The sequence below is a fragment of the Chloroflexota bacterium genome (assembly GCA_018829775.1).
GTDB lineage: Bacteria > Chloroflexota > Dehalococcoidia > Dehalococcoidales > RBG-16-60-22 > E44-bin89.
On the sequence record JAHJTL010000090.1, the window covers coordinates 1 to 22,442 of the forward strand.

General features: G+C 53.0%; 28 protein-coding genes and 1 tRNA gene. 15 read left to right on the top strand and 14 right to left on the bottom strand.

Annotation, left to right across the window (positions count from 1 at the left end):
* The 4 genes from KKD83_08845 to KKD83_08860 all read left to right on the top strand — a co-directional run.
* Nucleotides 1-247 (top strand): homocitrate synthase (locus tag KKD83_08845; protein MBU2536253.1); only part of this gene is annotated, 247 nt, incomplete at its 5' end.
* A gap of 248 nt (nucleotides 248-495) precedes the next feature.
* Nucleotides 496-1,254 carry an ABC transporter ATP-binding protein gene (locus KKD83_08850; protein MBU2536254.1) on the top strand — a complete coding sequence of 253 codons (759 nt, stop codon included), beginning with the start codon at nucleotides 496-498 and terminating at the stop codon, nucleotides 1,252-1,254.
* Between the two features lie 3 nt (nucleotides 1,255-1,257).
* Complete coding sequence (locus KKD83_08855; protein ID MBU2536255.1) at nucleotides 1,258-2,097, top strand: metal ABC transporter permease; 840 nt, start codon at nucleotides 1,258-1,260, stop codon at nucleotides 2,095-2,097.
* Between the two features lie 36 nt (nucleotides 2,098-2,133).
* On the top strand, nucleotides 2,134-3,072 hold the full coding sequence (locus KKD83_08860; GenBank protein ID MBU2536256.1) for a dihydroorotate dehydrogenase: 939 nt from the start codon (nucleotides 2,134-2,136) through the stop codon (nucleotides 3,070-3,072).
* A 2-nt stretch (nucleotides 3,073-3,074) separates the two neighbouring features.
* On the opposite strand, the gene KKD83_08865 is transcribed toward KKD83_08860, so the two are convergent.
* Nucleotides 3,075-3,650: a flavin reductase family protein gene (locus KKD83_08865; GenBank protein MBU2536257.1), complete on the bottom strand. Its 576-nt coding sequence runs from the start codon at nucleotides 3,648-3,650 to the stop codon at nucleotides 3,075-3,077.
* Entirely contained in the window at nucleotides 3,647-4,138 is a 492-nt protein-coding gene (ybeY, locus tag KKD83_08870; GenBank protein ID MBU2536258.1) for an rRNA maturation RNase YbeY, read from the bottom strand. The genes KKD83_08865 and ybeY overlap by 4 nt, the downstream gene beginning before the upstream one ends.
* A 119-nt stretch (nucleotides 4,139-4,257) precedes the next feature.
* Between ybeY and KKD83_08875 the strand changes: the two genes are divergently transcribed.
* From KKD83_08875 to nadC, 5 genes are all read left to right on the top strand, one after another.
* Nucleotides 4,258-4,349 (top strand) — tRNA-Ser (locus KKD83_08875).
* Nucleotides 4,350-4,414: 65 nt separating this feature from the next.
* Nucleotides 4,415-5,668: a tRNA (N6-isopentenyl adenosine(37)-C2)-methylthiotransferase MiaB gene (miaB, locus tag KKD83_08880; GenBank protein MBU2536259.1), complete on the top strand. Its 1,254-nt coding sequence runs from the start codon at nucleotides 4,415-4,417 to the stop codon at nucleotides 5,666-5,668.
* Between the two features lie 36 nt (nucleotides 5,669-5,704).
* On the top strand, nucleotides 5,705-6,034 hold the full coding sequence (gene yajC / locus KKD83_08885; protein MBU2536260.1) for a preprotein translocase subunit YajC: 330 nt from the start codon (nucleotides 5,705-5,707) through the stop codon (nucleotides 6,032-6,034).
* Between the two features lie 3 nt (nucleotides 6,035-6,037).
* A complete protein-coding gene (gene nadB, locus KKD83_08890; protein MBU2536261.1) occupies nucleotides 6,038-7,582 on the top strand; it encodes an L-aspartate oxidase in 1,545 nt (514 codons plus the stop codon).
* 16 nt (nucleotides 7,583-7,598) lie between these two features.
* A complete protein-coding gene (nadC, locus tag KKD83_08895; protein MBU2536262.1) occupies nucleotides 7,599-8,483 on the top strand; it encodes a carboxylating nicotinate-nucleotide diphosphorylase in 885 nt (294 codons plus the stop codon).
* On the opposite strand, the gene KKD83_08900 is transcribed toward nadC, so the two are convergent.
* From KKD83_08900 to KKD83_08930, 7 genes are all read right to left on the bottom strand, one after another.
* Nucleotides 8,469-9,059: a methyltransferase domain-containing protein gene (locus tag KKD83_08900; GenBank protein ID MBU2536263.1), complete on the bottom strand. Its 591-nt coding sequence runs from the start codon at nucleotides 9,057-9,059 to the stop codon at nucleotides 8,469-8,471. The two genes, nadC and KKD83_08900, sit on opposite strands and share 15 nt — an antisense overlap.
* A complete protein-coding gene (locus KKD83_08905; protein MBU2536264.1) occupies nucleotides 9,052-9,873 on the bottom strand; it encodes a metal ABC transporter permease in 822 nt (273 codons plus the stop codon). The genes KKD83_08900 and KKD83_08905 overlap by 8 nt, the downstream gene beginning before the upstream one ends.
* 35 nt (nucleotides 9,874-9,908) lie before the next feature.
* Nucleotides 9,909-10,685, bottom strand: coding sequence for an ABC transporter ATP-binding protein (locus KKD83_08910; protein ID MBU2536265.1), 777 nt, complete (start codon nucleotides 10,683-10,685; stop codon nucleotides 9,909-9,911).
* A 22-nt stretch (nucleotides 10,686-10,707) separates the two neighbouring features.
* Nucleotides 10,708-11,505 (bottom strand): metal ABC transporter substrate-binding protein, encoded by a 798-nt coding sequence (locus KKD83_08915; protein MBU2536266.1) that lies wholly within the window; start codon nucleotides 11,503-11,505, stop codon nucleotides 10,708-10,710.
* A 132-nt stretch (nucleotides 11,506-11,637) separates the two neighbouring features.
* Nucleotides 11,638-12,057: a transcriptional repressor gene (locus tag KKD83_08920; GenBank protein ID MBU2536267.1), complete on the bottom strand. Its 420-nt coding sequence runs from the start codon at nucleotides 12,055-12,057 to the stop codon at nucleotides 11,638-11,640.
* A gap of 97 nt (nucleotides 12,058-12,154) precedes the next feature.
* Nucleotides 12,155-12,610, bottom strand: a complete 456-nt coding sequence (dtd, locus tag KKD83_08925; protein ID MBU2536268.1) for a D-tyrosyl-tRNA(Tyr) deacylase — start codon at nucleotides 12,608-12,610, stop codon at nucleotides 12,155-12,157.
* A 4-nt stretch (nucleotides 12,611-12,614) separates the two neighbouring features.
* Nucleotides 12,615-12,866: a zinc ribbon domain-containing protein gene (locus KKD83_08930; GenBank protein ID MBU2536269.1), complete on the bottom strand. Its 252-nt coding sequence runs from the start codon at nucleotides 12,864-12,866 to the stop codon at nucleotides 12,615-12,617.
* A 242-nt stretch (nucleotides 12,867-13,108) separates the two neighbouring features.
* Between KKD83_08930 and KKD83_08935 the strand changes: the two genes are divergently transcribed.
* From KKD83_08935 to dinB, 5 genes are all read left to right on the top strand, one after another.
* The gene (locus tag KKD83_08935; protein MBU2536270.1) at nucleotides 13,109-13,372 is read left to right on the top strand and encodes a hypothetical protein; all 264 of its coding nucleotides are present in this window, start codon (nucleotides 13,109-13,111) and stop codon (nucleotides 13,370-13,372) included.
* Between the two features lie 65 nt (nucleotides 13,373-13,437).
* Nucleotides 13,438-14,256 carry an orotidine-5'-phosphate decarboxylase gene (gene pyrF, locus KKD83_08940; protein ID MBU2536271.1) on the top strand — a complete coding sequence of 273 codons (819 nt, stop codon included), beginning with the start codon at nucleotides 13,438-13,440 and terminating at the stop codon, nucleotides 14,254-14,256.
* 25 nt (nucleotides 14,257-14,281) lie between these two features.
* On the top strand, nucleotides 14,282-14,641 hold the full coding sequence (locus KKD83_08945) for a DUF951 domain-containing protein (protein MBU2536272.1): 360 nt from the start codon (nucleotides 14,282-14,284) through the stop codon (nucleotides 14,639-14,641).
* Nucleotides 14,642-14,711: 70 nt separating this feature from the next.
* On the top strand, nucleotides 14,712-15,842 hold the full coding sequence (locus tag KKD83_08950) for a putative sulfate/molybdate transporter (GenBank protein MBU2536273.1): 1,131 nt from the start codon (nucleotides 14,712-14,714) through the stop codon (nucleotides 15,840-15,842).
* A 55-nt stretch (nucleotides 15,843-15,897) separates the two neighbouring features.
* Nucleotides 15,898-17,118 (top strand): DNA polymerase IV, encoded by a 1,221-nt coding sequence (dinB, locus tag KKD83_08955; GenBank protein MBU2536274.1) that lies wholly within the window; start codon nucleotides 15,898-15,900, stop codon nucleotides 17,116-17,118.
* A 6-nt stretch (nucleotides 17,119-17,124) separates the two neighbouring features.
* Here the strand turns inward: dinB and KKD83_08960 are convergent, their stop codons facing one another.
* Entirely contained in the window at nucleotides 17,125-17,715 is a 591-nt protein-coding gene (locus KKD83_08960; protein MBU2536275.1) for a hypothetical protein, read from the bottom strand.
* Between the two features lie 157 nt (nucleotides 17,716-17,872).
* On the opposite strand from KKD83_08960, the gene KKD83_08965 reads away from it, so the two are divergent.
* Nucleotides 17,873-18,790 (top strand): branched-chain amino acid transaminase, encoded by a 918-nt coding sequence (locus KKD83_08965; GenBank protein MBU2536276.1) that lies wholly within the window; start codon nucleotides 17,873-17,875, stop codon nucleotides 18,788-18,790.
* Between the two features lies 1 nt (nucleotide 18,791).
* On the opposite strand, the gene KKD83_08970 is transcribed toward KKD83_08965, so the two are convergent.
* From KKD83_08970 to KKD83_08985, 4 genes are all read right to left on the bottom strand, one after another.
* On the bottom strand, nucleotides 18,792-19,358 hold the full coding sequence (locus KKD83_08970; GenBank protein ID MBU2536277.1) for an aldolase: 567 nt from the start codon (nucleotides 19,356-19,358) through the stop codon (nucleotides 18,792-18,794).
* Between the two features lie 157 nt (nucleotides 19,359-19,515).
* Complete coding sequence (gene lexA, locus KKD83_08975; GenBank protein MBU2536278.1) at nucleotides 19,516-20,169, bottom strand: transcriptional repressor LexA; 654 nt, start codon at nucleotides 20,167-20,169, stop codon at nucleotides 19,516-19,518.
* A gap of 101 nt (nucleotides 20,170-20,270) precedes the next feature.
* Nucleotides 20,271-21,692 (bottom strand): amidophosphoribosyltransferase, encoded by a 1,422-nt coding sequence (locus tag KKD83_08980; GenBank protein ID MBU2536279.1) that lies wholly within the window; start codon nucleotides 21,690-21,692, stop codon nucleotides 20,271-20,273.
* Nucleotides 21,693-21,768: 76 nt separating this feature from the next.
* On the bottom strand, nucleotides 21,769-22,442 hold a 674-nt coding region (locus tag KKD83_08985; protein MBU2536280.1), incomplete at its 5' end, for a lysophospholipase.

The window sequence follows — 22,442 nt, forward strand, 5'->3', positions numbered from 1 at the left end:
CCCGGTAATGGTGGAGACGGGTCGAGAAATCATCGCCGGGCAGTACAGTGGAATCTCCGGATTCAGCCATATTATGGGTAAAATGGAAGTACGGTTCAGCAGCCGTGAAGAAGCCTCTGAGATTCTAGAGCTGGTCCGCTATGCCAACGTGGAATCCCAGAAACCCCTTGTTGAGGACGAGCTTCTTTTTATCGCTAAATATCCCAAGATAGCCAAAAAGCTGCTGACACTGACGCCGCTGGCGTAATACAGATGGTTATTAATCATCGGGGCTGCCATCAAAAGCAGCCCTCCTCATTTACGAACCACGCGGGAGGTGGCCGGAAATAAAAAACCAAAGAGCGACCATCCTGGGTGAAGCCATATTCGGAAAGTTAATGCCTGTCGCGCTACTCTGCAATAATAATCTTTGACATTAAATCATAAAACGGTTGACGTGAAGCAGGCGATTACCTAATAATTATGTCTGGAAAAGCCTTGAAGGGGGGGTGGAAAATGGCGACCAAAGAACTGGTAAAGCTGGAAAATGTTTGGGTTCACCATGACAGTGTTCCGGTGCTGGAAGCGATAAACCTTTCCATAGAATCGAATGATTTTCTCGGCATCATCGGTCCCAATGGCGGCGGCAAAACCACCTTGCTCAAGGTTATCATTGGGCTGATAAAACCGAGCCGGGGCAGGGTCACCGTACTGGGCATGTCGCCGGAGCGGGGAAGGAAATACATCGGCTACATCTCGCAGGTCAACCTCTTCGACCACGATTTCCCCATCAGTGTTTTTGAAGTGGTCTTAATGGGCCGCTATAACAAATCCGGCCTCTTTCAACGTTACAGTGAAGAAGATAGAAAGGCGGCCATTGCCGCCCTGAAGACCGTGGAGATGCTTGATTATAAAGACCGGCAGGTCGGCAAGTTATCCGGTGGAGAGCAGCAGCGCGTCTTCATCGCCCGGGCGCTGGCGACCAGTCCAGAGTTGCTGCTGCTGGATGAGCCAACCGCCAGCATTGACACGAATATGCAGGCCGAGTTCTACGAACTGCTGGATAAATTAAAGGAAAGTATGGCCATCGTCCTGGTCTCCCATGATATCAGCGCTGTTTCTATTTATGTAAGCGAGATCGCCTGCCTCAACCGTCAGCTGTTCTACCACGGCTCCAAAGAGGTATCAGCCGAGGAGCTGGAGAAGGCATACCACTGCCCTATCCAGCTAATCGCCCATGGCACCGTACCCCACCGGGTACTGAGGGAACATTAAGCAATGCTCGAAGTACTTCAGTATCAGTTCATGCAGAATGCCCTGCTGGCCGGCTTGCTGGCCGCCATCGCCTGCGGCATTGTTGGCGTCTATGTGGTGGTCAAGAGGGTCGTTTTCATCAGCGGTGGCATTGCCCATGCCTCTTTCGGTGGCATCGGACTGGGATATCTGCTGGGCATCAATCCGGTTCTGGGAGCCATGGTCTTTACCGTTGCCTCGTCGCTTGGCATCGGCTTGGTAACCAGACGGACCAGACTGCCCGAGGACACCGCCATCGGTATCCTGTGGGCGATGGGGATGGCACTGGGCATAATCTTCATCGGTCTGGCGCCGGGGTACGCTCCTGACCTTTTCAGCTACCTCTTCGGCAACATCCTGACGGTGCCATTCTTCGATTTAATGCTGATGCTCATCCTGGATGTGGTGATAATTGTACTTGTCTCTCTTCTCTATAAAGAATTCCTGTATGTTTCCTTTGATGAAGAGTTCAGCACCGTATCGGGAGTACCCACCGAAAGCCTGTATCTTCTCTTGCTCTGCCTGATAGCCCTGACCGTGGTGGTCCTGATAAGAGTGGTCGGCATCATCCTGGTCATTGCCCTGCTCACCATTCCGGCGGCACTGGCCCGTCAGTTTACCCACAGCCTGAAAAAAATGATGCTGCTGGCCATTTCGGCCGGTGTGGTATTTATTTTTAGCGGGTTGTGGATTTCCTACGTGCTTAATCTGGCCTCCGGCGCCACCATTATTCTGGTCAGCAGCACGGTGTTGTTTATATCGTTCGGGATAAATAAACTGCGCCACAGGAACCCGAGGTACGACCGTGATGCCAGCACGGTCTGAGCCGCCGGGCCATTGCCCCTTCAGGATAGATAACCTATAATTGGAGTCGTGACGAACCTTTCAGTACAGCTGGCGCCGAAAAACAAAACGGGTTTACATCTGGCCAATCCGGTCATGACCGCATCCGGGACTTTTGGCTACGGCACCGAGTACAGCCACCTGTTTGACATCCAGCGGCTCGGCGCCATAGTCTGCAAGGGAACCACGCTGAAACCCAGGGACGGCAATCCCCAGCCCCGCCTTGTGGAAACCCCCTCCGGCATGCTCAATTCCATCGGTCTGCAGAACATGGGGGTGAAAGCCCTGATAAGAGAAAAGGCACCGCTCTGGGCAGAATGGCAGGTTCCGGTAATCGTCAATATCGCCGGGGAGACGGTTGAGGAATACGCGGCGCTGGCTAAAGAACTGGATGGTGTCCCCGGAATCAGTGCTCTTGAGGTCAATATCAGCTGCCCCAACATCAGTGCCGGCGGGGCTGAATTTGGCGCGCACTCCGAATCAGCCGCCAGAGTAACTGCCTCGGTCAGGGCAAACACCTATCTTCCCATGCTGGTAAAGTTAACTCCGAACACCGGGGAAATCGCCAGGGTAGCTGTTGCAGTCGCCGAAGCCGGTGCCGATGCCATTTCCCTGATAAATACGGTACGGGGCATGGCGATTGATGTTTACACGCGACAGCCATTGCTCGGCAATCGTACCGGCGGGCTCTCCGGCCCGGCGATAAAGCCGGTCGCGCTGGCCATGGTGTATGAGGTGGCTGGCGCGGTGAATATACCCGTCGTCGGATGCGGCGGGATTACTTCCGGTACAGATGCCGTTGAGTTCATCATGGCCGGTGCCAGCGCTGTACAGGTGGGCTCCGCCAACTTTATAAATCCCCGCGCCCCGCTTGATGTCCTCGAGGGTATCGAACAGTTCATGGCCAGAGAGGGAATTAAAGACATCAGTGAGCTCGTTGGCGCCGCCCGACGCTGACGCTATGCCCTCTTCTTCAGCTCCAGGCCGACCTTATGCGATTCCGCGATTTGGTCGCCAAAGGCAAAATATCTCCTGAAGTCTATGTCAAAGATTATGGGCCTTATTTTTTTCACATCAGGCATACCCTTGGTAAGACAATCTTCGGACGCATAGGCCCCTTCCACCTGACCGATGATTAAAGCATGGCTGCCCAGGTTCAGGATATGAACTACCCGGCACTCCAGATTGACCGGACACTGTTCAATCAACGGCGCCGTCTCCAGGTGCCCGTAAAACACTTTGAACTGGCAGACCTTCACTTTGTCCACATCGGCACCGGAGGTGATGCCGCAGAAGTCGGCTTCCTTCACCAGGTCAACAGAAGGGGTGTTTACGGAGAATGTCTTGTTCTGCCAGACGCCCTTCAGCGTGTAACACTTGTGCCGTATTAGCACGCTTATCATCGGCGGTTCGCCATTGGCCACACCGCCACCACCCACCGCCATGAAATTGGCCCTGCCGTCAACATTAGAGCCGACCAGGACTGTCGGCCGGGGATACCAGTACCTATCTTGTTTCAACTCGACTTTCTTCATTGCTCACTCTCCTGTTCCAACATGATTTTACTCAGAATTATCTGCTCTCTGGCTGACATCTCCTGCTTCTGCTGCGTATTTTCATGGTCATAGCCGAGCAGGTGGAGCACACCGTGAATAATGAGAATGGCCAGTTCTTTCTCTACGGAATGCCGGTGCTCCTGCGCCTGTATCACCGCCTGGGGATAGGAAATAACGACCTCACCGAGATGCCGCATTCCATCAGGTGGTGGCACGAACCGTGCTGATTCACTTTCAGGCTGTTCTCCCGCAGTTGTCATGTAAAAGGCCAGAACATCGGTGGGGCGGTCCTCTCCGCGATAGTCCCGGTTCAGCTCCCGTACTTTCTCCTGGTCGGTTATCACCAGGCCTATCTCGGCATTTCCAGCGGCATCCTGAGCATCCAGAACCTGCGCCACGACGTGCTGAAACCAGTCGGCGTCAGGGCAACCGGTGAATTGTCCTTCAATGATAAGGTTAATCTCCATGACAGCTACGTGCCAACCATATTAGCACAGGCCACAACAGAGCAGCAAACCGCAACAACTTATGATTGAGCAAAGCGAAAATATGTGATATATTAAATATACATAAAATGCGGCGCACGGGAGGGATCGCATAGTGGCCTAGTGCGGGCGCCTGCTAAGCGCTTACCCTGGGAAACCGGGGTCGTGGGTTCAAATCCCACTCCCTCCGCCATTTATGTAAATGACATATACCCCTGAAAAGGGGTATATTACTATTGAGGTAAGTTGCGGGGAGAAATGCCTAACTACCATATCTGGACCATCGGCTGTCAGATGAACAAGGCGGAGTCGGAGCGGCTCGGCAGCCTCTTCGAGCATCGCGGCTATCGGGCAACGGATGTCGCCGAGAGCGCTGATGTCATTGTGCTCAATAGCTGCGTGGTGCGCCAGAATGCGGAAAACCGTGTGGTGAATAAGATAAGAGCGCTGCAGTCCTTTGCCCGGGCTCATCCGGATGTCACGCTGGCCGTTACCGGTTGCCTGGTAAACTCGGATACCACCAGGCTGAAAAATGATTTCCCCCACGTTGAGTACTTTTTCAAGCCGGGCGACTATCCACCCTGGCTCGACCAAGAGAGTGAAAAGGCAATATTACCCCAGCACCCTTTCCCTGCCACTTATGTCCCCATCATCCAGGGATGCAACAACTTCTGCTCCTACTGCATTGTCCCCTATCGTCGCGGTCGCGAGATAAGCCGTCCCATGTCAGAGATTGTCTGCGAGGTCAGGGAGATGGTCAGGCGGGGGGTCAAGGAGGTAACGCTGCTGGGCCAGAATGTGGACTCGTATGGCCACGACCTGCCCGATAAGCCCGACCTGGCCGACTTACTGGAAGAGCTTAATACAATTGATGGACTATTGCGGATACGTTTCCTGACCAACCACCCCAAAGATATGAGCCATAAGCTTATTGACGCCATCGCCAGGCTGGACAAGGTCTGCGAGCAGCTCAGTCTCCCCGTACAGTCAGGCAGCGACGGGATTCTCAAACTGATGAGGCGGGGCTACACCGCAGCGCAATACCGACAGCTGATAAAGAGAATACTGGATACCATCCCTGGCGTAGCGCTGAGCACGGACGTCATCGTTGGCTTTCCATCGGAGACAGAAGCCCAGTTCCAGGAAACGGTGAACCTGCTCGCAGGTGTCAGGTTTGACACCGTCCACGTTGCGGCCTACTCACCGAGGTCGGGAACCGCCGCTTCCCGTGAGCTTGAAGATGATATCCCGCCGACGGTGAAAAAGGAACGATTAAGTGTTATTGAGCAGCTTCAGGAAAAAATCGTTGCTGAAATCAATAAACAGCTGCTCGATAGAACGGTTGAAATTCTGGTCGAGACCAGGGCGAAAGGCAAATGGCAGGGAAGGACCCGTACCGGCAAACTGGTTTTTACCAGCGACAACCGTGATTGCCTTGGAAAACTGGTAAATATTCGGATAGAAAAGACGAGCCCCTGGTCATTGCAGGGCACGGTAAGCAAATCGAAATAAGGAGGGACAATGTTAAAGTATGGACTGTTGACAGGAATGCTGCTCACGTTCTTGGCGGTACTCGATGGCTGCGCACCGACGGGAGGAGCCGAGGAAGGTGGAGGCTTCGACTGGACGCTCATTATCTTCATCGTCCTGCTGGTCGCCATCTTCTACTTTCTCATCATTCGACCGCAGCGCCGGCAGCAGAGAAGGCACCAGGAGCTGATGCTGGAACTGAAACGTGGCGATAAGGTCGTCACCACCGGCGGCATCTACGGCGTTGTGGAGACACTGAGCGATGACAGCGTCGTTTTGAAAATTGAATCTGGAGCCACCATCCGCATGGCCCGGAACAGCATTGCTAGCCAACGCCAAGAGCAATAGCGAATGAATCACTATGACTACATAATAGTGGGCAGCGGTATCGCTGGCCTCTATACGGCGCTCCTTGCCAGGGAGCGAGGCAGCGTGCTGGTCATAACCAAGGGCAGTGTTGAAGACTGCAATACCAGACATGCCCAGGGAGGTATCGCTGCCGCCATCGGCCGGGATGATTCCCCGGACCTGCACTACAAAGATACCATCGCGGCCGGGAATGGCCTGTGCGATGAGGAGGCGGTACGAATTCTGGTCGATGAGGCCCCGGCACGAATAGCGGAGCTGATCAATTTCGGTGTCCCGTTTGATACGCTGGACGGCAGAATCGCGCTTACCCTGGAAGCCGCCCACAGCGTTCCCCGCATCCTGCACGCCGGCGGGGATGCCACCGGTGAGCATATTGAGGTCACCCTAAGCCAACAGGTACGCGCCGCTAAAATCCCGGTAAGAGAGCACAATCAGGCAATGGAAATCCTGGTTGAGAATGGTTCCGTGCGAGGCACACGGGTACTTGACTGCCTCACCGGTTCTACGGACATATTTGAATGCCAGCACCTCATTCTCGCCACCGGCGGTGCCGGCCAGCTCTTCAAATTCAATACCAACTCCGATATCGCCACCGGCGACGGTATCGCTCTCGCCTTCAAGGTCGGTGCTGAGATAATCGATATGGAATTTTTTCAGTTTCATCCCACCGCCCTGCACCTTCCGGGAGTAATGCCTTTCCTCATTTCGGAAGCGGTCCGGGGTGAAGGTGGTATCCTGCGCAACACGGAAGGACACAGGTTTATGCCCAACTACGCCCCGCAAGGTGACCTGGCTCCGCGCGATGTGGTGGCACGCAGCATCCTCCACGAAATGAAAAAGACTAGCTCCGACCGGGTCTACCTCGATGTCACCCACCTTTCTCCCAACTTGATTACCACTCGCTTCCCCCACATCTACCGTTTCTGTCTTGACCATGGCCTTGACATCATCAGGGAGCCGGTTCCGGTGGCGCCGGCAGCCCACTATATGATGGGCGGCGTCAAGACCAATACCTGGGGAGAAACAAACGTCTCCGGGCTTTTCGCCACCGGCGAAACCGCCTGCACCGGCGTGCACGGGGCAAACCGCCTGGCCTCTAACTCCATGCTGGAGGTGGTCGTTTTCAGCAAGCGCATCATGGATAAAACGGTTGAAAGGGCCGAAACCGGTTCATCCCCCACACCTAAACGTCAGGAGGTCCACCGCAAACTTACTGAGAGCAAGGTCGTAGAATCAGTCCCAGCACCCGATTTTGACAGCCTGCAGCAGCTCCTCTGGGATAATGTTGGTGTGATACGGGACGGCGATGGTCTATCCAGGGCAGCCGATATCCTGGCAGCATGGCAGCATTCATTGCCATCCCCTACAGACCGCCCTTCCTATGAGTTACACAACCTGGTACTGACCGGTCGATTGGTCGCCGAGGCGGCATTGCTGCGGGAGGAAAGTCGCGGCGCACACTTTCGTTCCGATTTTCCGCAGACATCCGCAGAATGGCAGCGCCATACTGTGTTTACCGCAGAGTAATTGATAGAGGTAAAAAATGGAGAAAGTGCCAACGCCGGAAGAACAGATAGCTGCCATTATTGACCTTTCCCTGGCCGAAGACCTGGGGCATGGCGATGTTACCAGCGAGATACTGGTCCCGCCGGAACTAGAGGGCCAGGCCACCATATCCGCCAAAGAGTCGGGTATCGTGGCTGGAGTTGAGATAGCCGGAAAGGTCTTTCGACGGGTTGACCCTTCCATTTCTTTCAACGTACTGAGCAGGGATGGGACAGCCGTCAAGGACGGCGATAAAATCGCTGGGGTTAGCGGCAAGGTGATAAGTATCCTTAAAGCGGAGCGCACGGCGCTCAATTTTCTACAGCGTCTCAGCGGCATCGCCTCGCTGGCGGCAAAATATACTGCCGAAACTCATGGCCTGGAGACGTACATCGCCGATACCCGAAAAACCACCCCCGGACTGCGCGTGCTGGAAAAACACGCCGTGCATATGGGCGGCGGCAGGAACCACCGTCTTCACCTCGGCGACGGCATACTGATTAAAGACAACCACCTCGCGGCGCTGCGCGCCATCGGCATGAACCTGAAGGATATTGTTGCCAGGGCAAAGAAGAAAGCTCCACACGGACTCAAGGTTGAAGTTGAGGTCGATTCCGTTCAGGAAGCAATGGAGGCTGGCGAAGCTGGCGCCGACATCATCATGCTGGACAATATGAACCCCGATGATATGCGTCAGGTTGTAAACTCGTTGAAGGGAAAGGTAAAGATTGAAGCCTCAGGAGGAATAAATCTATCCAATGTCCGCCAGGCAGCGTTGACCGGGGTAGATTACATCTCAATCGGCGCGCTCACCCACTCACCGAAGGCCATGGATATCAGCCTTGAGTTTGACCCGAAATCTTTTAAATCAGCCTCTCCTTAAAGCCTGACAGAGATAGTTTTCGCAGTTATCCTCCACTTCTATGTCGGTAAAACCAGCTTCTGATAGCATCAGGCGCATTTCCCAATCTTCCGGGATAACGTCATGGGCCACTTCGGGAATACCGTTGTGCAGTCCGTTTATTGCTGCCCGGCATGAAGTATGGCAGATATATAGGCGGCTGCCGCCTTTCATCACGCGGTACATCTCAGCGAGCGCCCTCGATTTATCCTGAAAGTGCGGGAAGCTGGAGTAGCAGACCACGCTGTCCACCAATGCTTCAGGCAGCGGGATATGAGCGACATCCGCGTTAAGGTAGGCGACCACACCATCAAAATTTTTCGCCCTGGCTCTGCACAGCATTTCCTCGGCGATATCAAGGGCCAGGATTTTTCCGTCGCCGCCAATCCTTTGCAGCAAAAAAGGGAGAAAGATACCGGTGCCGGTGCCGACATCCAGAACCACTGACCCTGGCCTGATGTCCAATCGTGCTGCCATCTGCCTCAGCTTGGATTGGTCTTTTTCAGCAGCGACTTCGTCCCAGGTTGCTGCCTTACCGTTGAAATAGGTCCTAATCACTGCCTGCCTCCGCCAGCGGTTTTGCCTGCCACCTCTTCACCCTCCGCTTGGGTGAAAATACTGCTGCCAGGAGGAAGATAACCGAGGAAGTAACCACAATGGTTGCCCCGCTCGGTATATTGAACAGATAGGAAAACAGCAGCCCCATCCAGCCCGACAGCACGCCAAAACCGGCCGAGAGCAAAAACATCTTCTTCATGCTGTAGGTAAGCTGGTAGGCCGCCGCCGCCGGGTTCAATATCAGACTGAAAATCAAGATACCGCCAATTGAGCGCAAGGTTGCGGTGATGGTGGCGCCGGTTAAAAACAGGATGCCATATAATATGGCCGTGGCCGGGATACCCACCGACAGCGCCATACCCCGGTGGAAAATGGTCGCCTGTATTTCTTTGTAAAAGACAAATATCAAACCTGTTACCAGAACAGCGACAATAGCCAATAAGATAACATCGCCCCGGGTATTGGTGAGAATGCTGCCCCAGAGCAACTCTAATGCTCCAGATTTGGTGCCGGGCATCAGGCCCATGAAGAGGAACGCCAGCCCGAGCATCAAGGAAAAGATGACTCCCACCGAGGTCTCGGGGCTCAGTTCCCCGCGGTCAGCCAGTGGACCGACTATTGCCGCAGCCAGCAGACTGAAAATAAAAGCCCCGATTAACGGATGAAAACCAAGCAAGAGTCCTAGCAGCGCTCCGGCAAAGGCGGCGTGCGACATGCACACCCCGATGAACGGCATGTGCATCAGCACCACAAAGACCCCGATGCTGCTGCAGGCGATACCGCCCAGGAAGGCGGTAAGGATGGCGTTCTGCATGAACTGGTATTCAAAAATGGACAAAACAAGCTACCTCATACCGGAATATTCTCCGCCCGCCGCTTTCTCACCTCGGAAATCGGCATATCATAGAGCTGGCTGAGATTTTCATCGGTAAGCAGTTCTCCAGGGATACCTTCACCCCAGATTAGCCCCTCTTTCATCAGAACGACCCGGTCGCAGGCTGCGGGTAAACAGCTCAGATCGTGCGTAACAAACAGAGTTGTGAGGCTTCTAGCCTCGTGGATTCGCTTCACCAGTTCCAGTATATCGGCCTGCGCCTTCCAGTCCAGCGAAGCGGTGGGCTCATCAAGCAGGAAAATCTCTGGTTCCTGGGCCAGACATCGGGCAATGGCCACGCGCTGCTGCTCACCGCCGGAGAGGTGACCTATCGGTCTCCGGGCGAGGTGGCTCATGCCAACGAGCTCCAGCATCTCGTCCACCACCTCCCAGTCATGTTTTTTTGGCCTGCCCAGCAGACCCAGCAGCCCGTAGCGCCCGATCATCACCACCTCGCGCACGTTCATCGGCATGCGCGGGTCTATGTTCTGCACCTGGGCCACATAGCCAACCTTCTTCCTCAATGAATGGCCATTGCCGGGAGTAAGCTGGTGCCCCAGCACCTTAACCCGCCCGTTGAGCAGCCTGCCCAGCCCGTTGACCACGGTCAGCAGCGTCGTTTTGCCGGCACCGTTGGGACCGATTATGCCAACGAACTCCCCGCTGGTTACCTTGAGCGATACGCCCCGCAGGGCCACGTCTTCCCGGTAGGATACGACCGCGTTTTTAATATCTATTGCCGTTTCACTCATGCCATACTTAATTCAAATCGCTTTACCGAACTATCGCTTCCAGCAGAAGCGCCACATTGTACTCGATAGCCTTCTCCCAGGTCTCGGTGTTCTCATAGCCGCCGGGGAAGTTGGAAAGGATAACCCTGGCGCTGCCAAGCTCCTCAGCAACGCCGGCACCGGCGTCCTTTCCGCTCTGCATATTATCGATAATCAGCGTTACCTTGCCCTCTCTCCCACTGTCCACCAGTTCTTTGACCACCTGCGGCGTCAGGGAATCGGGCCGGCCGAAGGTAGCCACGATATTGAACCCGGCCCACTGGACGAACCCGGCCTGCTGTTCGGCGCACATCACGTTGATTTGGGAAACGTTCGCCTCGGCCAGCTTGTCGGCCATTTCCGCTCCTTTGGCATTGACCGCTGCTTTAAAATCGCCCGCATTCTTTTGAAAACCGGCACTATTGTCGGCGTCTGTTTGACTAATAATGCCAGCGATTATATCTATCGCCTGCGACTGCACCTGTGGCGTCATCCAGTTGCCCTTGATGTCAATGACAAAAACGCTCAAATCGGGATTATTAGCCGAAGCTATTAAATCATCGGTAAATTTTTCTCCCTGCCAGCCATGCATGAGAAAGAGGTCGGCCTCGGCCAGTTTCTGGATATCACTTGGCTTAACGTCAAAGTGGCCAGGGCACTGCGCCGGTGGGATAATATTGACCACCTCCACTTTGTCACTCCCCACCCGTTCCACAACCTGCGCCAGCAGCGCGGTGCTGGTCACCAACTGCAGCTTTTCAACCTCTTTTGATGTGCACCCACCCGAGACTAAGTTCACCATCAGAATCAAAACCAGAATGATCAACGATAACCAATAATGTCTTCCTCTCACTTATTGCCTCTCCTTTCTAAATTATTATCAGCAATTTTATGCAACTGCAATTTATTGCAATAACAATTTAAAAAAATTTTATTAGTTGCAATCGGCACATCGACCGAAGAAAGCCAGATGCCGTACATCGGGGTCGAACTTGTAATCCCGCTGCAACACCAGCCTCAGGTTCTCCAGCACCGATTCATCCAGGTCAATTACCCTGCCGCATTCCTGACAGACCAGATGGTGGTGGTGCCCCTTATCCGCCGGGTGATATCGGACTCGTCCCCCGCCAAGGTCGGTCTCAGTTACCAGGCCAAGCCGATGGAGCAGCTCAAGTGTCCGGTATACGGTGGATATATTGAGGTATGGATATTTGGTTATCACCTGAGCGTATATCTCCTCAGCGCTGATATGATGCTCGCTGTTTTCAATGGCGGCCAGGACCATCATGCGCTGCGGCGTCAGCCGGTAGCCTTGCTCACTCAGACTTTTAGTAATATCGACTGTTTTCTTCATATCAAAATGAACACAACGTATTGACTGAATTGATGTAGTCTAACAGAGAAAAGAGAGTTTTGCAAGCTTTTGCAAATAAAATTATTTGCAACTGCCACTATTCTTGGATCTTTCCACCGCTATCCAGCATGATGGTGACCGGACCGTCATTATGGATTTCAACCTGCATATATGTCTGAAATCGCCCGGTGGCCACTTTCAGGCCGGTAGCTCTTGCCTGCTCCACAAAATAGGCAATCAGCTTATCCGCCTGCTCCGGAGGAGCGGCATCTATGAAGCTGGGTCGCCTCCCTTTCCTGGTATCAGCAAGGAGAGTGAACTGGCTGACAATCAGCAGCTCCGCATGGACATCGAGCGCCGACAAATTGAACTTGCCTTCGTTATCGGCAAAGATGCGCAGGTTGGCGATTTTCTGTGCCAGATACCGGGCATCCTTTTCGGTATCACCGCTGGCAACACCGAGCAAAATGACAAGCCCCCGCCCTATCTTTCCCACTTCGTCGTGGTCTACGGTGACGGAGGCTCTGGTAACGCGCTGCAGGAGTGCTTTCACCAGACTACTTCCCCTTTTCCCCGCCTTTTACCTCTTCTTTGCCCTTCTCCGGCTCCTTATGCTCCTTGGGATTGCTGTGTTTACGACTATCGGTAATGTAAAAACCGCTGCCTTTGAAGATGACCGGAGTCGAATGAATCACACGGCGAGATTTTCCCCGGCACTGCGGGCACATCGTTATCGGCTCTTCGTCAAAGCCCTGCTTCCTCTCGAAGTGAAACTGACACTTGCCACACTCATATTCGTAAATAGGCACACTTCACCTCATGCATTATTACAAAATATTTTACCGCATTAGTTTCAACAGAGGCAAATAACAAGTTGCAGAAAATCCATGGAATTCCCCTAGACTTACCTCCCAAAAAGAGTTAAAATTTAAGTAATGATAACAGCGATGGAAACATCGATATGATTTCAAAAGCTAAAGGCTTGGCAATATGGAGACGAAGCGCTGTGCCAGATTAGGCCAGTGCTTCTTACATTAAGGAGGGAACGCATATGCAGTCGAGTTTGATAGGTAAGATTGAAAAGGCAAATCGATATGCTCAGGAAACCGACCGCGTAACCTTCACCGAGCTTGCCGTGAAATTCCGCGGTGAGAACGACAATTACAACACCAGCTATGAAGATGGCAAGTGGCACTGCTCCTGTCCTTTCTTCTCCTCGTGGGGCCTCTGCAGTCATACCATGGCGCTGCAGAAAATCCTCGGCGGTATGCTCCCCGCAGAGGCTCAAACACCACATCAAGAGCTTGTCCGATAATATCGATAAGCCGATGTGCCGTTCCATTAACCGCCTTTTACTATTTTTTATCTGCGGAGCATAAAGTGAATTTCATAGAAAAGTTAACTCATGCGACGAGAAAGAACAAAAGTCTCCTCTGCGTGGGTCTTGACCCTGACCAGGAGAGGATGCCGGAAAACGTCAGCGTTTCCGAGTTTAATCAGGCCATCATTGAGGCCACCTCCGACCTCGTCTGTGCCTACAAAATCAATTTTGCATTCTATGAAGCGCTGGGTGAAGACGGAATGAGCATCCTGAAAGAGACAAAAAGCTTTATTCCGGGTGATATACCGGTCATCGGCGATGCCAAACGCGGTGATATCGGCAACACGGCCAAAGCTTATGCCCAGTCCATTTTTTCCCACCTTGATTTTGACGCCGCCACGGTTAATCCTTACCTCGGCTACGACTCCATAGAGCCGTTCCTGCAATACCAAAATCGCGGCATTTTTATCCTCTGCCGCACCTCAAACGCGGGGGCTGTCGACTTCCAGTCGCTCAATATTGAAACCGGAGATGGTAAGCACCTTCCTTTGTTTGAAGTCGTTGCCCGCAAAGCAGGTGAATGGAACGTTCACGGAAATATCGGGCTGGTGGTGGGGGCCACCTACCCCGATGAGCTTAAAGTCATCCGCGGGCAGCACCCCGATATGCCGCTCCTGATTCCCGGCGTCGGCGCCCAGGGGGGAGACCTGGAACTGACCGTCCGCTACGGAGTCGACCGCCACGGCGAGAAGGCAATTATCAACTCCTCAAGGCGGGTACTCTATGCCTCGAAGGGAATGGATTTTGCTCAGGCGGCGCGCCAAGCCGCGGCTAACCTGAGGGAGCAAATCAACCAGGTCAAAGAGACCATTTCCTGACCCCTTCCAGCCTGGAGTCACCGCCATGGATATGAAAATCGGCGATACTGTCCGTTTGAAGAAAAGACATCCCTGCGGCAGCTATGATTGGCAGGTGGTACGTCTTGGAGCTGATATCGGCATCAAATGTTTACAATGCCAGCACCGCGTGCTCCTGCCCAGAGCTGTTTTCGAGCGCAGGGTAAAGGCCGTTATCTCAAGAGAAGAATCTGCACTTGAAAAAACGGCAACTGACCGTATCAGGGAGCTTGAAGAGAAATTATCCGATTTGCTGGCACGCTGGCCGGCCCACTCGGTGCCGCTGCATATGTGGCAGCAGCGCGAGGACCTTGAAGAGGAACTGGCAAGACTAAGAAAGGAGATGGAGAGAAAAGACAAAGCGTAAGTAGGCTCAGGTCAACAGGAAGTCTAACGTATAATCGACCTAATAAAGTGTGCTGCTTATAGGCCTTGGGATGCGCATCAAAGATTTTGAGTTCAATCTGCGTGAGCTGGCAGGCTCAATGGGTGATTTCGGCACCCTTTTCCCCCTTGCTATCGGCTATTTCGCCGTTAACGGTCTGAACCCGGCCGGCCTCCTGGTGATGATGGGACTGGCAAACATAATAACAGGTGTCGTTTACCGGCTGCCCATGCCCATAGAGCCGATGAAAGTGCTGGCTGCCACGGCTATCTCGCAGAGATGGTCTCCCTCTCTGGTCTATGCGACAGGCTTCGGCACCGGTGTCATCTGGCTGATACTCTCTTTTACCGGGCTGGTTAAAAAGATGGCCGCCATTACACCCAGGAGTGTAGTGAGGGGTATTCAAGTTGCTCTCGGGATAATGCTGGCCATTGAGGGATTTAAAATGGTCTCTACGGGCTGGATTCTAGGGGTCATTTCCATTCTCATTGTAATTCTGCTCCGCAACAGCCGGTATGCCCCGGCGGCTTTGGTTTTGATGGTTCTTGGAATTGCGGTGATGGGTTTTCAGCATGGACTTACTGGAGTAGTAAACTTAGGTTTTACTTTACCCAAAGTCACCCTTTTTCAACCAATCGAGATATGGCAGGGGCTGGTACTGGCAGGTTTTGCCCAGATAGCGCTGACGGCCACCAATGCAATCATCGCTACCAGCGCTCTCATTACAGAGTACTTCCCAAGTAAGGCGGTGTCTGAGAAGAAACTGGCGCTAGACCATGGCTTCATGAACATTATTTCGCCCTTTTTCGGCGGCATGCCCATGTGCCATGGTGCTGGAGGCCTGGCGGGGCAGTACTACTTTGGGGCCAGAACCGGCGGCACAAATATCATCGAAGGCATTATCGAAATAAGTCTGGGGCTTTTCCTAGCAGGTTCTATCGTTGCCCTTTTCGCCCTGTTTCCCACGAGTATTATCGGAGCTATGCTGCTTTTGGTGGGAATCCAGCTGACCGGGTTTGCCAGGAACATTAAATCAAGAGAGCTTCCCATAATGGCGCTGGTCACCATACTGAGCTTACTGACCAATATGGCCATTGGCTTCAGCGTGGCGCTGGTAGTATTCCATGCTATAAGGCGATGGGGAAAGGATAAAAAATATCTCAGCTGGATGGTGGATGTCTAGTACGTACTACTTCCGTTTGCAACCAATAAGGTCTGAGGAGTCGTCATAGTATAAAATGGCACGCCGCATAATGCACATTGACCTGGACGCTTTCTTCGTCTCCGTGGAGCAGGTGCTCAATCCGGAACTGAAGGGCAAACCGGTGGTCGTTGGTGGCCAGCCCGATAGAAGGGGCGTTGTGGCCGCCGCCTCCTACGAGGCCCGCGCCTACGGCGTGCATTCCGCCATGCCGTTGCTTACCGCCAGCCGCCTCTGCCCGCAGGCCGTATTCATCGAGGGTAATTACAAACGCTACCGCCAGGCCTCGGAGAAGTTCATGGCAATCCTGGCCGACTTCTCCCCCTACCTTGAGCCCCTGGGCATCGACGAAGCCTACCTTGATGTTACCGGCTTCGAATCGCTCCACGGCTCCATACGAAATATGGCGGAAAAGCTAAGGCAGCGCATGAAGGATGAACTGGACCTCTGCGCCTCAATTGGCATCGCCAGCAGCAAGGTGGTGGCCAAGGTTGCCTCGGACCTGTCCAAGCCGGATGGATTACTGGAGGTACCGGCAGGAGAGGAGCGCGCTTTTCTGGCACCCTTACCGGTAGCCAAATTGCCCGGAATCGGTAAAAAGAGCGAGCGAGTATTGAAAGGCCTGGGCGTGAGCACCATCGGGCAACTGGCTAACCTGTCTTTGGGTGAACTCGAAAGCCACTTTGGCGCCTGGGGTAAGCTGCTCTATAACCACGCTAACGGCATCGGCGATGACAGAGTGGAGTCCCCTGCCGCCGCCAAGTCCACCAGCCGTGAGACCACTTTTACCAGAGATACCAGAAATTCCTCGTTCCTGAAGGCAACGCTGCGTTATCTCAGCGAACGGGTGGGCAGTGATTTACGCCAGAAAGGTAAATTAGCCCGATGTGTTACCCTGAAACTAAGGTATGCTGATTTCACCACCATCACCCGCCAGCAGACCCTTTCCCAGGCCGCCGACGCTGACCAGACCATCTTTGAAACCGGTTTGAAACTGCTGAAAAACGAGTTCCCGAGGGAGAGGCAGGCGGTCCGACTTATCGGCATCGGGGTGTCACATCTGGTAGAGGTGGGAAAGCAGCCGGATATGCTGGACTCGACCGGTCAAAGGCTGGAACAGCTAAATGCAGCCATCGACCGCATACGCAAAAAGTACGGCTTTACCGCCATACAGACGGGCAGGACACTTCAGCTGAGGGATATCTTCCCGGAAAGCAACGATGGCTACAGCCTGCACACGCCCAGTTTATCAAGGTAAAGCGGTCTATAAAACAATGGCGAAAGGTACAGCAGAGATCGAAGCGATAGCAGCTATTACAGCTAAATTTCTATTTCTAGCCACAGATGCGTTTGACTCTTCAAGTCTAACTCCAAGTGAATTGGCAAATTCATTTAGTCGTGCCAATGCATCTTTTTCCTGTCCCGATTCTATGCTCTGCTGTAACATCTGAGCCATTGTTCTCTCTCTAGTAGGTAAAATTGAAAACGGTTCCTCTGCACGCTTCTTATCTATAATTGATTCAATAAATATATATTCACTCTGAACACTTTCTTCATTTTCCACATCGCAAGTAAGAACAGCTAGGAATTCCTCTAATAACTCTTCAATTGGTTCTCCCTCAAAGCGGCGTGACTCTTCTTGACGCATCGCCCAACTCTTAACCATAGCTATATCATCAAGGTCTTTTATAACGCCTAACGAAATCCGCTTACGTAACTCTCCAAAAAACATGTCTTTCGCTCTACTAAATGCTCCCCCTCTTCCTATGATTCTCCGCCGAAAAAGATAGTACGCAAAAGTAACATATGCTGCTCCAGCTACCACACTAGCGAAAACTGCTATTAAGTTTTCCATCTATCAATCACCCCTTTTGATAAACTATCGGATTGATAACTATTGTATATGTTAGCACTTAAACCACCCTTAATCTAGCCTCTTTATACCCTCTTGTAATCTCCATTCGCAGCAGCTATAATATTTGATAACTATTGCCTGGAAAAGGAGACACGTCATGCCATCCTACGCCTTTTTTAAGAAACAGTTTGTACCTCTGGCCGAAGCCAAGATAAGTGTCATGACCCACGCCCTGCACTACGGCACCGCCGTCTTTGAAGGCATCCGCGGTAACTGGAACAGCAAGCAAAAGCAGATATTTATCTTCCGCCAGAGAGAGCATTACCAGCGACTTATCAACGGCTGCAAGGTAATGAGAATGAAGATGCCCTACAGCGTCGACGAGATGTGCCAGATAACGGTAGAACTGGCCCAGAAGTGCGCCTTTGAGCAGGATATATACGTGCGCCCACTGGCTTACAAATGCAGCGAGGCCCTGGGCGTTCGCGTTCACGATATTGCTGACGATTTTACTGTATTCATCATTCCCTGGGGTCGGTACATAGACGTAGATAAAGCGAGGTGCAGTGTCTCCGCCTGGCAGTGCCCGACCGATAATTCCATTCCGCCACAGGTGAAAATAATGGGCCACTATGCCGGCAATGCGCTGGCCAAGTCAGACGCGGTGGAGAAGGGCTTTGACGAGTGCATCATGCTCAACCATGATGGCTACGTGGCTCAGGGCAGCGGCGAAAATATCTTTCTGGTAATCAACGGGAAACTGCTCACCCCGCCCACCTGGAATAATATTTTGCCGGGCATCACCCGCGACTGTGTAATCACGCTGGCTAAAAACGAACTCGGTATTGAGACGATAGAGAGACCGGTTGACCGCCTTGAGCTCTTCCTGGCCGATGAGGTTTTTCTCACCGGCACAGCGGCCCACGTTACTCCGGTCGCGGAAATAGACCACCGCCAGATAGGCGATGGGGAGATCGGCAAAATTACCACGCAGTTACAGCAAATCTACGCTGATGTAATACGAGGGGAAAACGCCAAATACTCTGACTGGTGCACACCGGTTTACAAAAAATAGATTAATCCCTGACTGGCCCGACCTGAAAGGACTTCGTCAGGCAGAGGACCTGGCTGCTGTGCTCCAGAGCCGTCGTAAAATTATAGGCTTCCTCGAGCAACTGTCCGATGGCAAAGCTGCCGTGATTGTGCACCATAATTACGTGGTGCTGCTTTAACGCCCTGGCGACAATATCAGCCAGACATTCTTTTTCCAGTTCGTCGCTCCAGCCCACCACGGGGACTGTGCCGATAAGTGAGAAAACTTCTACGCTGGGCATTATTTCCTTGTTCGTTATCGAGAGCGCCACGGCGTGAGGCGGATGGGCATGGACGATGGCGAGAGCCTGCGTTTCCCGGTAAATCGCCCGGTGAATATTCAGGTCGGTGGAGGCTAATGGCGTCGTCCGGCTGTTCTTGCTGACGCCGGTCTCGATTAAGTCATTTTCGCTCAGGCTATTGAGCATACCGCCGCGGCGGGTAATGATGACCTGGTCTCCAAGTCTGATACTCAGATTGCCGCTGTTTGAGGAAACGAGCCCCTGGGTAAATAAATCCCGACCTACCGTCTGAAACTGTGCTGAAATCATAGCCCTCTTTTCAGTTATACCGCATTGGCAGTATCTTCATCAACCTCTGCTCAAGCACAGGTTATAAATACTTTATAACTACTGCCCAGAAAAAATCAAATCAAGTTTATAATGGCGGTTGCGGAAAAAGCAAATTGAGCTATGATTTTTTACATTTTTATGCTGGCTTACCCAGCTGCCGGATTACGGCAATAACTCTCCCCTGAATTTCAACGTTCTCAGGGTCAGCATATATCGGTTGCATCTGGCTATTCGCCGGCTGGAGGCGCACGCGACCAGGTTCTATGTAGACTTTTTTCAGCGTAACTTCTTTTTCCGCTTTAAGCCACACCGCTGCCATCTCCCCGTTGTCCACCGTACTGGTATACTGCATCAGCACCATATCACCATCATTTATCAGTGCATCAATCATTGACATGCCCTTGATTTTCAAAGCATAAATTTCCTGCCTGCCCCGGATAAGGTCAGCCGTTACCTCGAGGAAATCGGCGCCCGCCGCTGCGTCCCAGGTTTCTGAACCGGGCACCGGAATCGGTTCTCCAGCCGCTATCTGCCCGATTATCGGCACCTGCACTCTTAACTGTGACAGCGAGGCCCGGCCAAGCAGTTCGATTCCACGGGATACTTCAGGGTCACGGCGTATGTGCCCTTCATTTTCCAGCACCTTCAGGTGGTAATCAACCACTGATGTTGAGCTGATGCCGCATCCGCCCTGTATATCCCTGACCGTTGGCGGATAGCCTCTTTCCTCCATAAACTGCAGGATAAAATCAACGATTTGCCGTCTTTTTGCCGATAATTGTCTTTTCATTTTCGGCTCATTTACCAGAAGAACAATTGTTCTACTTAAATTTATAATAAACGGAATAGGTTGTCAAATTAGAAGGGGGAAAATTAATAGATGGGCGCTTTTTACCGCCGCCCTGCCTGGGAAAGCACCTGTTGCTGTAACTGCATTTCCTCCAGTGCCAGCTTGTCCATCTCAAGCTGCACCGGTATGGGGTAATCGCCGGTGAAACAGGCCAGGCAAAACTGGTCTTCAGGTAAAGCCACGGCCTTCAGCAGGCCATCTATGCTGAGATAGCCCAGCGTATCTGCGCCAATATACCGGCAAATTTGCGGTATCGTCTTCTGGGCAGCTATCAATTCACTGCGGGTCGCCATGTCCACGCCGAAGAAGCAGGGATAGCGAATCGGCGGTGCACATATACGCATGTGGATTTCTTTGGCGCCGGCCCGCCTTAATTCCTTAATCACGCTCGGGGTGGTGGTGCCGCGAACGATACTGTCATCCACCACCACCAGTCTCTTGTCCTTGAGCATGTGAGGGAGTGGATTGAACTTCAGCTTCACGCCAAGGTCCCTGATGCGCTGGTCAGGCTCAATAAACGTTCGCCCAACATAGCGGTTTTTAATCAGTCCCTCCCCGATCGGAATCCCGGACCGCTGTGCATAACCAATGCCAGCGCTGGTCGCTGAATCAGGTACGCCTATCACAACGTCGGCATCCACTGGATGTTCTGTTGCCAGCCCCGCACCCATCGCCTGCCGCGCAGGAGAGAGCAACCGACCGCTTATCACGCTATCGGGACGGGCAAAATAAATATACTCGAAGATGCACAGTGCCTGTCTACCGCTTTTACCGGGATAACTCTCAACACCGTTCTCATTGATTTTGACAATCTCACCCGGCTCAATTTCACGGATAAAGGTAGCGCCAATGTGGTCAAGGGCGCAAGTCTCCGAGGCGATAACCCAGCCACCGTCAATACTGCCCAGGCACAGCGGACGTACCCCCAGCGGACCGCGAATCGCGAATAGTGTGTCCTTGGTCAGAAGCGTCGTCGAGTAGGCTCCCTGCAGCCGGTTCATGGCATAGCGTATTTTATCTACCCAGCTATACTCCGGCGAGGAAAGGATGAGGTTGGCGATTACTTCACTATCGGTGGAGCTCTGAAAAGTGTAATCCTGCTCACAGAGTTGCTGAAAAAGGAACTCGGCATTGACGATATTACCATTGTGAGCTATGGCGATGGCATTATTGCCTTTGCCTACCACCATGGGCTGGGCATTGCATTCCCGATTGGAGCCTCTGGTGGAATAACGGTTGTGACCGATGGCCATACTGCCGCTGAGGTGGCTGAGCGCTTCTTCGGTGAAGACCTGGGCTACCAGGCCCATCCTGGCGTAAACGTTGACTTTCCTGCCATCGGCGGTGGCAATACCGCTGCTTTCCTGGCCCCGGTGCTGCAGTGCAAAGAGCGCAAAATAGGTAAGGCGGGCTACATCTTCATTGGGGGCATAAACACCGAAAACACCGCAGCTTTCTCGCAACTTATCCAGCCTCTTATCTCCGGTCCCGATTGACCCTACCATATTAATTATATCTCTCATTGACGGCTGGGTCAACTCAGCGCGCTCTTGCAGGTGTCTGGCAATAGTTTCTAAGCCAGCCGATAACCTGCTTCATAGCTCTTTCGTCCTGCCTGAGCCTGTGCCCGGCACCATCGATGATGACGAGCTGTTTTAGTTCCCCAGCCTTTTCATACAGCCGGCGGGCATGGCTGACATCGACCGTTTCATCCTTATTTCCGTGAACGAGCAGCAGGGGGCGGGGTGCAATCCCAGCAATGTAGTCGATGGGGCGAACCTCATTGAAGCCATTGAGCCATTTCTCCGCCGATTCCGGGAAGTCCTCATCCCGAATAATGCCGATACCGCGGAAATAGTCCACCACTTTTTGCGGCGCATCGACCCCGCTCAGGAAGGTGAATTCCGCCGGGCAGGCACAGGCAGCCACGCAGGATACCCGTTTATCATTAGCCGCGACGTAAATGGCAATGGCCGCCCCGCCACTGAACCCGAGCAGCGATAAATGCGCCCGGTCCAGTTCCGGTAATTCCCATAAGTAGTCAATCGCCGCCTTTAAGTCACGCGCCCAGCCGGCAAGGTCGAAGTTGCCCCCGCTCTCCCCGGTACCCCGGAAGTTGAAGATGAAAACGGCAAAGCCTTCACGGCACATTCGCTCGGCGAGTTCCGAATACCCTCCGTCTTTTTTCTCCTCGGGAGTGCTCGCCGGGATGC

What these genes read in the sequence shown, in the direction of transcription:
- KKD83_08950 (MBU2536273.1), top strand. Translation starts at nt 14,712, where the DNA reads ATGCGCATCAAAGATTTTGAGTTCAATCTGCGTGAGCTGGCAGGCTCA.
- KKD83_08945 (MBU2536272.1), top strand. Translation starts at nt 14,282, where the DNA reads ATGGATATGAAAATCGGCGATACTGTCCGTTTGAAGAAAAGACATCCC.
- lexA (MBU2536278.1), bottom strand. Translation starts at nt 20,169, where the DNA reads ATGAAAAGACAATTATCGGCAAAAAGACGGCAAATCGTTGATTTTATC.
- KKD83_08915 (MBU2536266.1), bottom strand. Translation starts at nt 11,505, where the DNA reads ATGGTGAACTTAGTCTCGGGTGGGTGCACATCAAAAGAGGTTGAAAAG.
- KKD83_08910 (MBU2536265.1), bottom strand. Translation starts at nt 10,685, where the DNA reads ATGAGTGAAACGGCAATAGATATTAAAAACGCGGTCGTATCCTACCGG.
- KKD83_08865 (MBU2536257.1), bottom strand. Translation starts at nt 3,650, where the DNA reads ATGAAGAAAGTCGAGTTGAAACAAGATAGGTACTGGTATCCCCGGCCG.
- KKD83_08960 (MBU2536275.1), bottom strand. Translation starts at nt 17,715, where the DNA reads ATGGAAAACTTAATAGCAGTTTTCGCTAGTGTGGTAGCTGGAGCAGCA.
- KKD83_08850 (MBU2536254.1), top strand. Translation starts at nt 496, where the DNA reads ATGGCGACCAAAGAACTGGTAAAGCTGGAAAATGTTTGGGTTCACCAT.
- KKD83_08970 (MBU2536277.1), bottom strand. Translation starts at nt 19,358, where the DNA reads ATGATTTCAGCACAGTTTCAGACGGTAGGTCGGGATTTATTTACCCAG.
- nadB (MBU2536261.1), top strand. Translation starts at nt 6,038, where the DNA reads ATGAATCACTATGACTACATAATAGTGGGCAGCGGTATCGCTGGCCTC.
- miaB (MBU2536259.1), top strand. Translation starts at nt 4,415, where the DNA reads ATGCCTAACTACCATATCTGGACCATCGGCTGTCAGATGAACAAGGCG.
- KKD83_08920 (MBU2536267.1), bottom strand. Translation starts at nt 12,057, where the DNA reads ATGAAGAAAACAGTCGATATTACTAAAAGTCTGAGTGAGCAAGGCTAC.
- KKD83_08905 (MBU2536264.1), bottom strand. Translation starts at nt 9,873, where the DNA reads ATGCAGAACGCCATCCTTACCGCCTTCCTGGGCGGTATCGCCTGCAGC.
- KKD83_08935 (MBU2536270.1), top strand. Translation starts at nt 13,109, where the DNA reads ATGCAGTCGAGTTTGATAGGTAAGATTGAAAAGGCAAATCGATATGCT.
- dinB (MBU2536274.1), top strand. Translation starts at nt 15,898, where the DNA reads ATGGCACGCCGCATAATGCACATTGACCTGGACGCTTTCTTCGTCTCC.
- ybeY (MBU2536258.1), bottom strand. Translation starts at nt 4,138, where the DNA reads ATGGAGATTAACCTTATCATTGAAGGACAATTCACCGGTTGCCCTGAC.
- KKD83_08965 (MBU2536276.1), top strand. Translation starts at nt 17,873, where the DNA reads ATGCCATCCTACGCCTTTTTTAAGAAACAGTTTGTACCTCTGGCCGAA.
- KKD83_08855 (MBU2536255.1), top strand. Translation starts at nt 1,258, where the DNA reads ATGCTCGAAGTACTTCAGTATCAGTTCATGCAGAATGCCCTGCTGGCC.
- yajC (MBU2536260.1), top strand. Translation starts at nt 5,705, where the DNA reads ATGCTGCTCACGTTCTTGGCGGTACTCGATGGCTGCGCACCGACGGGA.
- nadC (MBU2536262.1), top strand. Translation starts at nt 7,599, where the DNA reads ATGGAGAAAGTGCCAACGCCGGAAGAACAGATAGCTGCCATTATTGAC.